General features: G+C 42.6%; 12 protein-coding genes. 7 read left to right on the forward strand and 5 right to left on the reverse strand.

The genetic code is table 11. From position 1 onward, the window contains the following. Nucleotides 1-449 precede the first annotated feature (449 nt). Nucleotides 450-2366: a methyl-accepting chemotaxis protein gene (locus tag AB6D07_RS10575; RefSeq protein WP_009845811.1), complete on the forward strand. Its 1917-nt coding sequence runs from the start codon at nucleotides 450-452 to the stop codon at nucleotides 2364-2366. A 337-nt stretch (nucleotides 2367-2703) separates the two neighbouring features. Beyond that, complete coding sequence (locus AB6D07_RS10580; RefSeq protein ID WP_009845810.1) at nucleotides 2704-2904, forward strand: chromosome segregation ATPase; 201 nt, start codon at nucleotides 2704-2706, stop codon at nucleotides 2902-2904. A 263-nt stretch (nucleotides 2905-3167) separates the two neighbouring features. Here the strand turns inward: AB6D07_RS10580 and malK are convergent, their stop codons facing one another. Next, a complete protein-coding gene (gene malK / locus AB6D07_RS10585) occupies nucleotides 3168-4280 on the reverse strand; it encodes a maltose/maltodextrin ABC transporter ATP-binding protein MalK (protein WP_017104284.1) in 1113 nt (370 codons plus the stop codon). A gap of 665 nt (nucleotides 4281-4945) precedes the next feature. Between malK and malE the strand changes: the two genes are divergently transcribed. From malE to malG, 3 genes are all read left to right on the forward strand, one after another. After that, nucleotides 4946-6130 carry a maltose/maltodextrin ABC transporter substrate-binding protein MalE gene (gene malE / locus AB6D07_RS10590; RefSeq protein WP_009845808.1) on the forward strand — a complete coding sequence of 395 codons (1185 nt, stop codon included), beginning with the start codon at nucleotides 4946-4948 and terminating at the stop codon, nucleotides 6128-6130. A 78-nt stretch (nucleotides 6131-6208) separates the two neighbouring features. Next, the gene (malF, locus tag AB6D07_RS10595; RefSeq protein ID WP_009845807.1) at nucleotides 6209-7780 is read left to right on the forward strand and encodes a maltose ABC transporter permease MalF; all 1572 of its coding nucleotides are present in this window, start codon (nucleotides 6209-6211) and stop codon (nucleotides 7778-7780) included. A gap of 11 nt (nucleotides 7781-7791) precedes the next feature. After that, nucleotides 7792-8682, forward strand: coding sequence for a maltose ABC transporter permease MalG (gene malG / locus AB6D07_RS10600; RefSeq protein WP_009845806.1), 891 nt, complete (start codon nucleotides 7792-7794; stop codon nucleotides 8680-8682). Nucleotides 8683-9243: 561 nt separating this feature from the next. On the opposite strand, the gene AB6D07_RS10605 is transcribed toward malG, so the two are convergent. The 3 genes from AB6D07_RS10605 to AB6D07_RS10615 all read right to left on the reverse strand — a co-directional run bounded on the left by AB6D07_RS10605 (nucleotide 9244) and on the right by AB6D07_RS10615 (nucleotide 12037). Further along, a complete protein-coding gene (locus tag AB6D07_RS10605; protein ID WP_012600205.1) occupies nucleotides 9244-9516 on the reverse strand; it encodes a hypothetical protein in 273 nt (90 codons plus the stop codon). A gap of 230 nt (nucleotides 9517-9746) precedes the next feature. Then, nucleotides 9747-10250 (reverse strand): acyl-CoA thioesterase, encoded by a 504-nt coding sequence (locus AB6D07_RS10610; RefSeq protein WP_012600206.1) that lies wholly within the window; start codon nucleotides 10248-10250, stop codon nucleotides 9747-9749. A gap of 893 nt (nucleotides 10251-11143) precedes the next feature. Beyond that, nucleotides 11144-12037 carry a DMT family transporter gene (locus AB6D07_RS10615; RefSeq protein WP_017101014.1) on the reverse strand — a complete coding sequence of 298 codons (894 nt, stop codon included), beginning with the start codon at nucleotides 12035-12037 and terminating at the stop codon, nucleotides 11144-11146. A 98-nt stretch (nucleotides 12038-12135) separates the two neighbouring features. On the opposite strand from AB6D07_RS10615, the gene AB6D07_RS10620 reads away from it, so the two are divergent. Then, on the forward strand, nucleotides 12136-12924 hold the full coding sequence (locus tag AB6D07_RS10620) for a helix-turn-helix domain-containing protein (RefSeq protein ID WP_017101015.1): 789 nt from the start codon (nucleotides 12136-12138) through the stop codon (nucleotides 12922-12924). A 211-nt stretch (nucleotides 12925-13135) separates the two neighbouring features. Next, the gene (locus AB6D07_RS10625) at nucleotides 13136-14383 is read left to right on the forward strand and encodes a hypothetical protein (protein WP_017104283.1); all 1248 of its coding nucleotides are present in this window, start codon (nucleotides 13136-13138) and stop codon (nucleotides 14381-14383) included. 143 nt (nucleotides 14384-14526) lie between these two features. On the opposite strand, the gene AB6D07_RS10630 is transcribed toward AB6D07_RS10625, so the two are convergent. Then, the gene (locus tag AB6D07_RS10630; protein ID WP_017096226.1) at nucleotides 14527-14886 is read right to left on the reverse strand and encodes a hypothetical protein; all 360 of its coding nucleotides are present in this window, start codon (nucleotides 14884-14886) and stop codon (nucleotides 14527-14529) included. Between the last annotated feature and the right edge of the window lie 177 nt (nucleotides 14887-15063).

Below are 15063 nucleotides of genomic sequence, written 5' to 3' on the forward strand. Positions count from 1 at the left end.
GGTATCCATTTGATTTTTATTTTGAGTATTGGTCACTGATTACTAGGAAAAAGTTCCAGTACGTTTGTGGAATTTATTTTTTCAAAATTGGAATTATTTACAAGCGGTTAACGAGAAAAAACCACTGAGCCATGGTTTGTACCATATCAATTGTTTTTTATATATCAAAGCTTCAGAGGTCTGTCGTTAAGTGAGCTTCGTGGAACCTTATTATCCAGATAATTAAAATGAATGGTTACGTTTTACTGCATTAGTCTTGCTGATAGTTTTTTCTATAGAAGAATGATTGCTTTGTTTCACCATGCTTACAAATTTTTGCGAAATACCTCTCTAGTTTGATGGGGTTTAGCCGATATATGGTGGAGAGAGTGCACTACTGGTTTAAGTGCACCAAAAAAATCCTGTTCAGGATATATAAATAATGAGCGATTCTTTTTAAAGGTCCAAATATGTTGAAAACTAACTCTCTGAGTATTAAACAAAAAGTTGTACTTGGAATTACCTTCGCAGTTCTTGCATCAACGGTGATTGTCGGTGCGATGGCACAAAAGCAAGCAAGAGATGTTTTGAGTCATCGATTAGTCGATATTGAGCTTCCGGGAATGTTAGAGCGAATTAATGGTGAAATTGACCGTGAAGTCTCTCAGCTATTGTTAGCTGCAGAACAAATTGCTTCGAATGAATTCATTTCTGACGCTATCGAATCGACCGATCGTGATGCCGTCTTAGAGAACAAGCTAGTAAAGCAATTGAACAATGTTCGTAACCAATACCAGCTAAATGATGCCTCGGTAGCAAACCGTCAAACGGCCTACTACTGGAACCAAGATGGCTTCTTGCGTCAACTCAATCAACAGCAAGATGGTTGGTTCTTTGGCTTTACGCAATCTGGCCAGCAGACAATGGTCAGTATGTTCCAAGAAGCGACAGGTGAAGTGAAAATGTTCGCTAACTACCAACAACCTTCTGGTTTAGCGATGTCTGGCTTATCGAAATCGATGGGTGACATGGTAAGTCTACTCAATAGTTTTAAGATCGAAGATACCGGTTTTGTTTTCTTAACGAATAGCCAAGGTGATGTTCAAATTCATCGCGAACGTTCGCTTAGTGATTCATCACTTCAACAACTTTACGGTCCTCAATCTAGTCAGTTGTTAAGCAAGTCAGGATTTAACCTGATTACAACGGAACATAAAGGACAAGAGTTGTTTGTCGCGAGTTTGTATGTGCCGTCAATGGATTGGTTCGTTGTTGGTGAAGTTCCGACGAGCGAAGTTTTTGCTGAGCTTGATGCAACGGCTAAACAGATGCTGATCATGACCGCTGTTGTAGCGTTAATCTTTATTCTGATGGGCGTAGTGCTAGCAAACAGTATTACTCAACCGATTAAACTTTTGGCTAAGCGATTCGGTGACCTTGGCGAAGGTGACGGTGACCTTGCTCAGCGTATCGAAGTGAAAGGCAACGATGAAATTGCACAGCTTTCAAAGGGCTTTAATGGATTCATCGAAAAGATTCACGAGTCGATGAAAGAGGTGTTTTCTACAAGCCAAGCACTTCAAGTCGCCGCTGAGAGTGTTTCTAATAAAGCACACATCACCCACGACAATAGCCAAGAACAACGAGATCAAACTCTTCAGGTAGTTGCAGCCATTAACCAGATGGGCATGACAATCAGCGAGATTGCATCGAATGCGGCAACGGCTGCGGAAACGGCAACACAGGCTTCAGGCAATACTGAAGTAGGCCGATCTGTGGTAAACAAAGCAAAAGACGCGATCAGCCGTTTAGCGCAAGACATCGAAAGTACAGGTCAAGTGGTAGAGCAGTTAGCTTCAACGACTCAAGACATTGGCTCTATTTTGGGTGTAATTCGTGACATCTCTGAACAAACCAACCTACTAGCTCTGAACGCTGCTATTGAAGCTGCGCGTGCGGGTGAACAAGGTCGCGGCTTTGCCGTTGTAGCCGATGAGGTTCGTAACCTAGCAAGCCGTACCGCAGATTCTACTGAAGAGATTCAGAAGATGATCAACCAACTGCAAAGTGATGCTAAAGATGCCGTAACGGCGATGAGTGCAGGCAAAGTGATTACACTTGAAGGCGTATCGGCGTCGGATGAAGCGGTGGACGTACTGGGTGGTATTTCAGACCGTATCGTTGATATCACTGATCGTAACACTCAAGTGGCAACGGCAACGGAAGAGCAATCAACCGTAGTTCATACCATCAACCAGAATATTGAAGAAATCAACGCGATTAACGAAGTGACGACTGGAACCGCAGAGCAGCTTGCTGAAGCGAGCCAAGAACTTCAACAGCTTTCTTCTCGTCTAGATAAGATGGTTGGCTCGTTTAAGCTTTAACAGCCAATAAACATACAGAACTATAATTGGAGCCGGATTCACTTCATGTGAATCCGGCTTTTTTACGTCTAACATGTTTGTTCGTTGATATGGCTTTTACGTCTGATACTGCTTTTTATGTTTGGTGTGGCTTTTACGTCTGATACTGCTTTTTACGTTTGGTATAGCTTGTTACGTTTGGTATCGCTTTTTACGTTGAACGTCGCCATTCAGACCGCAGTTCTGCATTTAAGCTGATGTTCACTTGATCTGGTTTCGGGCTTTGCACCTAATCGCCCTAGCATCATAGAGCGTAAATGAGTAAAATCTCGCTAGGTTTAATATTTAGGTAAGTATCATGAGCGATTTTGAAAAAGAACTAGAGCAGATGACTCAAGAGATGGGCGATGAGCCTGAAGTGAAACTTCCATCACTTGAAGAGCAAAAAGCGATCGTTGCTGAATTTAAGCGACTAGAAGCGGAAGGCAAACTGACACCTGAAGTGTTAGAACAGCATTTTGGCCAGTTCAATAAAACAAGTGATACGCCAATTCACTAAGTTATTTACTACGATTGGTATTAAAGTTGAGCAAGCCTATATCTTTATCGTTTAGATAGGGTGGCTTTTAGCTCCAACAGATAAAGGTCTAGCATTCGCTAGGCCTTTTTTGTTTTTATACTGAACAGACAACAGACAACAGACAACAGACAAAGCGCGATCTATTTAGTGAAGGTAAAACTGGTTGTCTTAAACGGAAAATCCCCCTTATAAGGTAAGAGGGATTCGATATGGGCAAGTTATATCCTAAAAAGACGAACCGATTAGTCGGTGCCGTACTCTTTGTACAAGCGACGACATGCTCGACCATCGCTATGGAACAAGTGACAACGGTGTGCAGGAATACCAATCGCTAGCTTGTCACCAGACTCAATCGTCAACGTGTCTGGCTGGCGATAGATAACGTCAGCATCGGCACTGTCGAGGTTTAGGTAAACTTGTGTTTCGTTACCGAGCTTCTCGACCATCAACACATCAGCTTCAATCGTCGCATCACCTGTTTCAGCAGACAATAAGTGCTCAGGACGAACACCTAGAGACATACGGTCACCAGCGTTGACAGTCGTGCCATCAACTGGGATCCAGAAAGTCATGCCGTTTGAAAGTTGTACCAATACGCGTTCAGCTTCAGCTTGTTCGATGTGAACCGACATAAAGTTCATTTTTGGTGAGCCAATAAAGCCAGCAACGAAACGGTTTTGAGGATAGTGGTAAAGATCAAGAGGTTTACCCACTTGAGAAACAAAACCACCATCAAGCACAACGATTTTATCCGCCATTGTCATCGCTTCAACTTGGTCGTGTGTTACATAAATCATGGTACAGCCCAGTTGACGCTGTAGCTTGGTGATTTGTGAACGCATTTGAACACGAAGTGCTGCATCCAGGTTAGATAGAGGCTCATCAAGTAGGAATACGTTTGGTTGAGAAACCAAAGTACGACCAATCGCAACACGTTGACGTTGACCACCAGACAATGCTTTAGGTTGACGTTCAAGAAGGTGACCAAGCTGAAGGATTTCTGCAGCATGTTCTACACGCTTGTCAATTTCAGCTTTATCGGCGTTTGCCAGTTTAAGACCAAAAGACATGTTGTCGTAGAGATTTAGGTGAGGGTAGAGCGCGTAAGATTGGAATACCATACCTACACCACGCTTTGATGGCTCAACATCGTTCATGCGTTGTTCACCAATGTACAAATCACCAGACGTAATATCTTCTAGACCTGCGATACAGCGTAATAGCGTCGATTTACCACAACCTGATGGTCCAACGAATACTACGAACTCACCTTCGTTGATGTCTAAGGTTACGTCCTTAGAAATCTGTACATCACCATATGATTTATAAACGTTTTTTAACGTGACACTCGCCATCTAGCTTGTCCTCGATCGATCAAATTTTAAGTTTTACTGCTGATCATTATAAGGAATTTTTGGGTCAGCAGTAACTGTAGGAATTGGTAAGTATTGAGTGAGTAAGAAAAAAGTGGGTGGGACTTGAATTCTTTAACCAAGCCCACCCGTCATAGCCAAACTGGTGCCTATTTCCCCCACATCCAGCTAAATCTCCCCCGTGATTCAATCACAGATTTAGCTCGATGCTTAATAAAGACAACAGCGGGCAGTGAAGCCAACTAAATGAAGAATGCGTCAACGCATAACATTCGCTGGTAAAGGGTTCTTACTATCCACTCTTGGATGAATGCAGTTTCGGTGAATTCGCGTAATGGTACATCCTCCCAATAGAAAATTAACTAGGGGGAGTAGGAGGGGAGGAGTAGATAAAGGGGGTTATCTATAACTGGCGATCCAGTTCAAATAAATCCACCGCATAACGGTGATGTGGATCACGATGAGTATCTACTTTGTGACTTCGCTCGCCAATCTTACCGGATGACGATCACGAAATTAGGCCATAATAGCTAGGGCGTAGTGGCTAGGATGATGAGCTGTCATTGATTTTCTCAGATCATAGCCTCCGAAAACTGGCTCGTCTTAATTGAATGCGCCCTACGTATAAATATAAAAAGGATATTGACATGAAAAACGCTCTAAGCGCTGTAGCTCTAGGCACAATCGTTGCTCTGGGTTCTTTTGGTGCAAACGCTGCTATCGAAGAAGGTCAACTAACTATTTGGGTTGGTGGCGACAAAGCTTATGAAGGAATGGCTGAAGTAGGTAAACGCTTTGAAGAAGATACTGGTGTTAAAGTAACCGTCGCTTTCCCTGACAAACTAGAAGAGAAATTCTCTCAGGTTGCAGCAGCTGGCGATGGCCCAGACATGATTTTCTACGCACACGACCGTTTTGGTGGTTTTGCAGAAGCAGGTCTTCTTGTTGATATCAAACCTTCTAAGGAAACTAAAGAAGGTATCGTAGACTTCGCATGGGATGCTGTTTCTTACGACGGTAAAACAATCGCTTACCCAGTTGCAGTTGAGTCAGTTTCTCTTATCTACAACAAAGCACTTGTCCCTAACCCACCTAAGTCTTGGGAAGAGATCCCTGCACTAAACGCTAAGCTTCAAAAAGATGGCAAGAAAGCAATCATGTGGCCTTTACGTGGTGGCGCTTACTTCACATGGCCTCTACTTGCAGCTGACGGCGGTTACGCGTTCAAGCAAACAGCGGAAGGTTACGACATTAAAGATGCAGGCGTAGCGACTGACGGTGTTCAGAAGTCTCTAGGTTTCATTGAGAAGATGGTAAAAGACAAAGTTATTTCTGCGGATATGGATTACTCAGTTGCTGAATCTGAATTCGTAGCAGGTAACGTTGCAATGACAATTAACGGTCCTTGGGGCTGGGCAAACATCGAGAAAGCTGGCGTAGATTACGGCGTAGCAACATTGCCTAAGTTCAACGGTAAAGCGTCTAAGCCATTCGTTGGTGTATGGGCTGGTGGTATCAGCACCGCTTCTCCAAACCGTGATCTAGCCGTTGAGTTTATGGAAAACTACCTACTAACTGATGAAGGTATGAAGAGCTTGAACGACGACAAGCCACTAGGCGCTGTTGCTCTTAACTCTTTCCAACGTCAACTAGACAGCGACACTCGTATTGCAGCAACAATGGATAACGCGATGAACGGCGAAATCATGCCTAACATCCCTCAGTTCACAACATTCTGGTACAGCATGGAAGAAGCTATTGGCAACGTAGTTGATAGCCGTCAATCAGTAGAGCAAGCACTAAAAGGTGCTGAAGCTCGAATGACTAAGTAACAACCAAGCACTACCTTTTAAGGAGGGGGCAACCTCTCCTTACTTTTCTATTTTTATATCTCGTTAGCAGGTTCCTCTATGCAGTCAGTTCAAGGTTCAGATGCGATCCCGGCACCATCAAGCCTTCCAGGCAGTAAAAGCGTCTTCATCAAATGGGGGTTGCTTGGTAGTGTTGGCTTAATTAATGGCTACGCTACAATTTTAATGTATTCTCGCGGTGAGCTCGCATTTGCGCTGCTTACTGTGATTTTAACGGCTTTGGCTCTTTACATTTTTGGTAGTAAGAAAACTTACGCCCACCGTTATATTTACCCCGGTATTGCCGGAATGATCTTATTCATTCTTTTCCCACTGGCATATACCGTAGGGCTTGCGTTTACTAACTACAGCGCAAAAAACCAGCTCTCTCTAGAGCGTACTCAAACCGTTCTTTTAGACCGTTCATTCCAAAGCGGTGAAAGCTACCCATTCACTTTGTACAAAACAGATAACGGTCACCAGATCGTTGTGAAAGATGGCGACCAGCTGTTAGCAACTGATGTATTTTCTCTGGAAGGCATGACATCAACAGAGATGGACCTATCTGCAATTGACTCTGTACAAGGTGAAAAAGAGAAGATCAAAGCGATCATCCAAAATCGCTCTGTGATCAGTGGTGTCGATTTCCATCTGCCAAATGGTGATGACATCCGCATGAGCGGCTTACGTAAATTTGCTGCCGTTGCACCGCTTTACACGCTTCAAGATGACGGGGAAACGTTATACAACAATGAATCTGGCGAAATATTGAAACCAAACATGGAAGTGGGTTTCTACCAACCGGTTGACGAGAAAGGTGAGTTTATCGGTAACACCATTTCTCCAGGGTTTGTTGTAGACATTGGTACGGCTAACTTTGAACGTGTTTGGAAAGATGACGGCATCAAAGAACCGTTTATCAGCATCTTTATTTGGACGGTTGTGTTCTCCATTTGTACGGTAGCCTTCACACTTGCAATTGGTTTGGTTCTGGCAAACGTTGTGCAGTGGGAAGAGCTGAAAGGCCGTGCTGTGTATCGTGTCTTACTAATTTTGCCTTACGCCGTACCAGCATTTATCTCGATTCTTATCTTTAAGGGCCTATTCAACCAGAGCTTTGGTGAGATTAACATGGTGCTTGAGAGTATCTTTGGTTTAAGCCCAAACTGGTTCTCCGACCCGATCTTAGCGAAAACCATGGTGTTGATTGTTAACACTTGGCTAGGCTTCCCTTACATGATGATTCTATGTATGGGTCTACTAAAAGCGATTCCTGAAGATTTATACGAAGCGTCAGCAATCGATGGTGCTAACTTCCTTGATAACTTCAAGCGAATCACTTTTCCATTGATGATAAAACCGTTGACACCGCTATTGATTGCAGCGTTTGCCTTTAACTTCAATAACTTTGTAATGATTCAACTATTGACGAACGGTGGCCCGAACATGATTGGTACTTCTGAGCCAGCGGGTTACACAGACTTGCTTGTAAGCTACACGTACCGAATTGCATTCGAAGGCGGCGGCGGTCAAGATTTTGGTCTAGCAAGTGCAATCGCAACGCTTATCTTCCTATTGGTTGGTGCACTAGCGTTACTAAACCTTCGTTTCACTAAATTGACTCAAGATTAAGGAGCACGACAATGGCTATGGTACAAGGTAAGAGCCTTAAATACCGAGTATGGGCAACGCATATTGCGCTGTGGTGCTTCTTAGCGCTAATTATTTTCCCACTACTGATGATTATTGCTATCTCATTCCGCGAAGGTAACTTTGCAACCGGTAGCTTGATTCCAGACAACCCATCTTTGGAACACTGGAAATTGGCTCTGGGTATGTCAGTGACGAATGCTGATGGCTCAGTTACTCCGCCTCCATTCCCAGTACTGACTTGGCTGTGGAACTCAATAAAAGTAGCGGGTATTACGTCAATTCTTATTGTTACACTGTCGACAACATCGGCTTACGCATTTGCTCGTATGCGCTTTAAAGGTAAAGAAACTATCCTGAAAGCGATGATGATTTTTCAAATGTTCCCTGCGGTATTGGCTCTAGTGGCTATCTACGCACTGTTCGACAAATTAGGGCAATACATCCCATTCTTAGGCTTGAATACGCATGGCGGTCTGATCTTCTCGTACTTGGGCGGTATTGCATTACACGTTTGGACGATTAAGGGCTACTTTGAGACGATTGATAACTCTTTGGAAGAAGCTGCAGCATTAGATGGCGCAACACCTTGGCAAGCGTTCAGATTGGTTCTATTACCACTGTCAGTACCCATCCTAGCGGTTGTATTCATTTTATCTTTCATTGGTGTTGTTGGTGAGGTACCAGTTGCTTCCATCCTATTATCGGACGTGAACTCTTACACGCTAGCGGTAGGTATGCAGCAGTACCTATATCCTCAGAACTACTTATGGGGCGACTTTGCGGCAGCAGCGGTACTTTCCGCACTTCCGATTACTATCGTGTTCTTACTGGCTCAGCGTTGGTTAGTTGGCGGTTTGACGTCGGGTGGTGTAAAAGGATAAGCTGTCCTTATAAGAAAGACAAAAGAGCGACCGTTAGGTCGCTCTATATTGGCATTTTTATTACATCATTTGGTTTGGCCGCCGATCAGTAATAAAAATAACCCTCAGGTTACGCATAGCTGGCTACTAATCAGGTTCCTTACGCTATTAATGATTAGTGGTTTTTGTAACTCTAACCCAGGTACTTACTTGGGTTTTTTTATGCCCGCTACTTTTATCTCTATCTCTATCTCTATCTCAGTCTTTTTGGTTTCTTTCAGTCATTAAATACTGAAGTACCTCTTTCCTGGATTTTTCCGGTTTCATCTCTCTAATTGAAGACATCAACGAGTCTCACAAATCAGACACTCAGTATAGGGGGCCACAGCTCTATTGATATATGTGTAATATTTCCATGCGTGATACTTCAATAATTTGCATGCAACGGATCGGTCTATTACACAGAAAGTGCCTATAAAGGCAGGCTCGTGTTAATTTTTTGTGGTGGGTATTCTCGGTAGTTATTGATTTAGTGGTAAATATTTCAAAAAGGGAAGGGGAAAAGGAAGAGGTGATGTGAGACTAGAACTCTTTGCTAGAAGGTGCGCAACCTAAATGCTGAAGTAAAACATAGATGCTGTCTTGATAAAGAGCTACGCGACGAAACAGATCCGCAAACGTCTGATCACCGCCAAAACAAGCTTGGATATAGTGGTTAATTTCATTCGTGTCGTAGCCTTCGACGTACAAACTTCTAACCCATTGATACTCAACTGCCTTCAAGTTCGTCAGTGTAGATTCGCAAAGGGTGGGAAATGTTGTGCTCAAAAGTGGCTCCAAGAAATTTAAATACATCCATTATGATTGGCGGTATTTAAACAGAGCAAAATGACGACTTTATTACAGTCAAAATAAATCCGTGAACAAGTATCGGATCATTTTAACTTTTGACTGGGTATCACGCTTTATAGTCAGCATTAGGTGTGTAACGGATTTACTTGGGTATAGAGAGGGAATTGAAAATGCCAAGCAAGTACTGCCTGGCATCGTAATAAGGTTTTGTAGGGTAGATCTGTTAGTGGCGCCTATTTAAGATACTTTACGTGTGCTTCCATCTCTTCACCGATCTGTTTTCGCATGTTCATTAGACGAATAGCAGAATCTCTTAATTCGATGTCTTCTGATGTTTCTGGTACCCATTCTGGCACTTTAGTCGGGTTACCATTTTCATCAACAGCGACCATAATAACGATACAGTGAGTCGTTAGGCGGTTGTTGAGTTCTTTTGGGTCGCTGGCTTGAACATCGATAGCGATGTGCATAGAAGATGACCCTGTATAAATGACCTTCGCACTTACTTCAACAAGGTTACCCACATGGATTGGAGCAACGAATCGAATACCACCAGCGTAAGCGGTAATACAGTACTTACCACTCCATCCAGCAGAACAAGCGTAAGCCGCTAAATCGACCCATTTCATTACGGCACCACCATGAACTTTACCACCAAAGTTCACATCCCCGGGTTCAGCTAAAAAACGCAGAGTAACGTCTCGTTTACCATCTTGTCGGCTATTGTGACTGCTCATCTATCTTCCTTCATTATTATTGTTCTGAATAACATGCTCGTTACTTGCTAATAACAATATACTTAAGATGACATAAATTAAAGCGGATAATCTCACGAACAAGACTATTTTTTCAAACAGATGGCGAGTTGATGACTATTGATGTTTAAAGGAGGTGGACGTGACTCTCCAACAGAGGAGTACTCTATCGAGCAAGTTGGCGGAAGGGTGGGTTGCAAAAAAAACACCTAGCGGAATGCTAGGTGTTTCTAAGCCGTGTGGTACTCATATCGGTACCTTTTTGAGTTAGCCAACTAACCGTCGCTTATCTGGTTTAGTTAAAGTGATGGTATCTTAATTAATCCCAAAACGATAGTTAGGTTTGTTTTCTTATCAGCTTACTTTCTGTTCTGAAAAGTATAGAACCTTCGCGTAGATATTTCCTTTCGTATTATTGCTAGAAAACTCGTTTAATACATTTTGCAATAATAATCTGTATTTGTCGGTAAATTAAGGTATTAAAGCTAAATTTATATCGATTTTAAAGTATTCACTTTTGTATAAACCAAAGTGACTAGACGGTTCTTTCGTTGCCATAATCTTTCTAAATGGCTCATGGCGACCTGGGTTACATGAGCCGTGTGAACATAGGAGAGCGATTAGAGCAACAGTTACCTGCTTTCTGGAGAGTTATTCTAACGCTTTGAACACTTAAACCGTACTTAGTGCATTAAATGGAAGTTGGCGAGATATTGCAATAGCAAACACCATTATTAAGCGTACTTAAAAGCTTCATGAACGAAAAATAAAATCAGAGAGCATGAATCGAGAAATTGAAAATAAGCAAAAGTACCTGCTAACGAGGCAGGTACTGAGTGGAAAATGGAATGGGCATTGTCGCAGGTTAAGCGGGGTTAGTTTTGCTGAGGTAAGGGAGCCTCAAGCCTTGGCTTTCTTTTGATTTGCGTGAGGATGACGCCTGAAATCACCATCACACCACCAATGATGTGGAACTGGCTAATCTTTTCACCCAGCCAGGTGGAAGCCAATACAATCGCGATAACTGGCATCAGATTCATAAACATCGCGCTTGAATCCGCGCCAATCGTGTCAATCGCTTTCACCCACATCCAAGGCGCTAAAATCGAAGCGGCCACCGCGGCGTAAGCTATCAATGGGAGCGCTTGTTGCGGTGGTAAAAGCTGTTCGCTGGTAAGCCAAAGTGGCGTAAGCATCGCGACAGCAAACAGACCCTGAATGTAAATCACCACCCAGCTACTGATTGGCATTTTCCAGCGTTTCAATAACACACAGTAAGAAGCATAAACAAAGGCCGCAATTAACATATAGCCATCGCCTTGAGTCAATTCTTGATGCATGAAGAATAACGGGTCGCCTTTACCTAACATCAGAGCTAAGCCTGACAGTGACAATACACCACCCACAATACTCAAACTAGAAATCGACTTGTGCAATAAAGGAACGCTTAGAAACACACTGATTAACGGGACTAAAGACGTGATCAATGCCATGTTAGAAGCGGTTGTGGTTAAGCCTGCGTAGTAACCTAGAGATTGGTTCAACACCATGCCTAAAAAGCCGAGGAACGCTAATTTAGATAAGTTTGGCTTAATGACAGCCCACTGTTTCATCACTGGGCGAATGCAGAAAGGCGTGAGAATTAACATCGCAAAAAACCAGCGGTAAAAACTCATCGCGCTAGGTTCTATGGTGCTTGCAGCAAGCTTGTTGACGATTGCATTGGCGGCCCAGATACAGACTGTAAAAAATGGTAAGAGATAATGCATGTGAATTCCGTCGCAAATGAGTTGATGCGGCTAGTTTGACAGGTCGTTATACTTACAAGTATCTTTAGAAAGACATCAGGCGCGATAGGAAGACAAGTTTGAAAAAACACTCCAGAAACCTTCATCCATCCTTATCAATTGATAAGGCACCATCCAACGTATTTATGAATTTTGAAGCGTTTCTTTCGAACACTGAAACCCGAGTTCATAGCCACTCATGGGGACAGGTTCAATTGATCAGTGGCGGTATATTAGAGATGGAAGCGGAAAGCACCCGATTTCTAGCGCCGCCACATTTAGCGATTTGGGTACCAGCCGGGGTGATGCATTGCAGTTATAACCGTAAGCCTTTGGACTACTGCTCGCTAAATATTGCCCCAGAACTCACGCAACATCTGCCAGATAAAACCAGCCTTATAAAGATCACGCCGATTGTGTCTTCTATTATCGATGACTTTCGCGAGCGTGGAATCAATGTTGCGGAAACAGAGCAAGATCAAAGGCTCGTTCAGGTACTGCTTGACCAACTTGCGCAGCGTGAGGTTGAACACCACTTCTTGCCTTCAACTGACAATAAGTATCTAGCGCCTATATTAGCTTCTGTTGAAGAGAACCCAACCGATGAAGTGACGCTGAAAGATTGGGCTGAACGTGTCCACACTACGGAAAGAACCCTTTCTCGCCACTGCCAGACGGAGCTTGGAATGAGCTTTACAGAGTGGCGACTACGAGTGCGCTACCTGTACTCAATGGACTTGTTAAGAAACGGCCAATCGGTCAAAGAGGTCGCTCTTACATTGGGCTATAACCAAGCAAGCCCATTTATCACTATGTTTAAACGTTACGCGAACCAAACGCCAGAACAGTATAAGAACCGTTTGTTGTGATTGGTTTCTTTTGTCAAGCGTGTCAATAATCGCTTACTTTCCATTTTTATATTTAACTTTTTGTTATTAAAAGATTAAATTTGGTCTTGATAGCGGGCGTACACGTATGTTTCGTCAATGGTTTGAATTTGGTTATATAAGCATTTAGTTTTTTGATCGTATTTGAGTGATCATTTATATAATCACTTGCTCAAAATGCCGAGGAAAAAATTTGAAGTTTATTATCCGAACGATATCAGTATTAGCTGTAACACTTTCTGCATGCGGTGGTGGTAGCGATAGCGCTGCGCCACCACCTAAAAAGACTAAAACCGTAGTTCCTCAAATGTCCATAACCCCGGCATCAGGAAGTGTTGCAGATCCAAAAGATGACGTTGCAAAAAACTCTTATAGTAGTCCCGTCATGTATACAGCTAATGCTATAGGTAGTACTGATATCAAAGAGTGTATCAAGTCTCTAAACCTGTTTAATATTTACAGTATTGGTTGGGACGATGAATTTAATGAAGAGCTATCATCTAAGCAGCAAAAAGATCTCAAAGGTTTCTATGGTGTTTATGGCGCAAACGGAATTGTCGATTACTCTGCTCACACCACCGAAGCTATCGAAGCTAAAGATTGGATCAGTTATTTCTACTATGATGCAAATTTTCAAGATTGCGAAGCGCGTCGTTACAAGTCATATGCCAAGGTCAATAAAGTAGGCCAGGACATTACCGAGCTTAGTTACAAGTACAGTGTAGATGCCGATGCTAAGACAAGCACACCTCAACAAAATATAAGTAACTATACGGCTTGGCAAAGTGACGCTGCGAAAAACACAGTGGTTGGTTTAGTGACGAACATTACAACAGGTAGTATTCAACACAAGCAGCAACTGAAAAGCTTCACATCCGACAGTGGGCGCTTTGTTGATAACGTCAATTTCAGCAAGATGTTTAGAAATAGCTATTTCTTTGAGTCTTATGACAATGGCAAAGTTGAGTTCCAAGTTGTTGGCGGTAAGGTGATTGATAGATATGCAAAATTAAACCAGTCAGCCCCAGATACATACTATGCAGTTAACTTGATCTCGGCATACTTCCCAGGTGTTGGAACAAGAATTAATTGGTGTGTACGAGGGAGCCAGTTCGTACTAAACAAAGAGACGCCTATCAGCGAAGCACAATACAGCAGCATTATTGAAAATGGTGATTTGGGAGCGGCTTACTGTGACCCATTTGATGCGAATATCAGCCAAGTTCGTTACTACGATACGAAAGGAAGTATAGTCTCAGACAGCTCCGCAATTGCGCTTGAGTTAAACAATAAGTTGGCACAAGGCACTATTGTTAAAGACAAGTTGGATCAACGAGTAGCAAATAAGAAGTTGTACTTAGGAAAAACACACAGTGAATATTTCCAAGATACTTCTTTGGCGAATCAAGTTGATCAGATCAAAGCCGATTTGACTAAATAGCGTTTAGACGAGCGTTATGAAGGTGTGCCTCTGCAATCTATAATCGTAAATAGCCATCCTCGTGATGGCTTTTTCATATCACTAGTGGGTTGGCAAGCAGTCGCGTGGCAAGACCTTCGAAATCTTAAATATTTGTTTGGCGCTTATATCCAATCATGGGCTACCGCCATTAACGAAACAAAACTGGTCAGTACATTCGAGAGGATGGTAACCACATGAATGAGATGCACTAATTTCTTCCCTTTAAAGGCTTTAAATGAGTAGATTGTTGAAAGCAAAGATAGGACAAAAAACAGACCAATAGGCCAATACCAATAATACAGGGGGTCAAACTGAGTAAATTCGCATGCAACAACAGCATAAAAAAATCCAACTAAGGATAATAGGCCGTGAGCAGATTGAGCAATCGACCTGGAATTTAAGTAGTAGAGATAAGAAACCATGGGGTAGAAGGCTAATAAAACCCAAACTTGGCTAATCACAGTCAGTTGGTAGTCACTCATAATTCTCTCGATCACCTAATGCCTTGTCAATTTGTTGAAACTATACGACGAAGCTATATGCGTAAACGTTATATACGCAAAAAATATGCGAGTACTCTAACCCAAAAAAACTAAATATTACAAAGGGCTTTGTTGCGTAATTCAATGGAACTAAATCAAGAACCTACGATCTGATCA

The organism is Vibrio sp. 10N.239.312.C11, assembly GCF_041466065.1.
Classification (GTDB): Bacteria; Pseudomonadota; Gammaproteobacteria; order Enterobacterales; family Vibrionaceae; genus Vibrio; species Vibrio tasmaniensis_A.

What these genes read in the sequence shown, in the direction of transcription:
- AB6D07_RS10575 (WP_009845811.1), top strand. Translation starts at nt 450, where the DNA reads ATGTTGAAAACTAACTCTCTGAGTATTAAACAAAAAGTTGTACTTGGA.
- AB6D07_RS10580 (WP_009845810.1), top strand. Translation starts at nt 2,704, where the DNA reads ATGAGCGATTTTGAAAAAGAACTAGAGCAGATGACTCAAGAGATGGGC.
- malK (WP_017104284.1), bottom strand. Translation starts at nt 4,280, where the DNA reads ATGGCGAGTGTCACGTTAAAAAACGTTTATAAATCATATGGTGATGTA.
- malE (WP_009845808.1), top strand. Translation starts at nt 4,946, where the DNA reads ATGAAAAACGCTCTAAGCGCTGTAGCTCTAGGCACAATCGTTGCTCTG.
- malF (WP_009845807.1), top strand. Translation starts at nt 6,209, where the DNA reads ATGCAGTCAGTTCAAGGTTCAGATGCGATCCCGGCACCATCAAGCCTT.
- malG (WP_009845806.1), top strand. Translation starts at nt 7,792, where the DNA reads ATGGCTATGGTACAAGGTAAGAGCCTTAAATACCGAGTATGGGCAACG.
- AB6D07_RS10605 (WP_012600205.1), bottom strand. Translation starts at nt 9,516, where the DNA reads ATGTATTTAAATTTCTTGGAGCCACTTTTGAGCACAACATTTCCCACC.
- AB6D07_RS10610 (WP_012600206.1), bottom strand. Translation starts at nt 10,250, where the DNA reads ATGAGCAGTCACAATAGCCGACAAGATGGTAAACGAGACGTTACTCTG.
- AB6D07_RS10615 (WP_017101014.1), bottom strand. Translation starts at nt 12,037, where the DNA reads ATGCATTATCTCTTACCATTTTTTACAGTCTGTATCTGGGCCGCCAAT.
- AB6D07_RS10630 (WP_017096226.1), bottom strand. Translation starts at nt 14,886, where the DNA reads ATGAGTGACTACCAACTGACTGTGATTAGCCAAGTTTGGGTTTTATTA.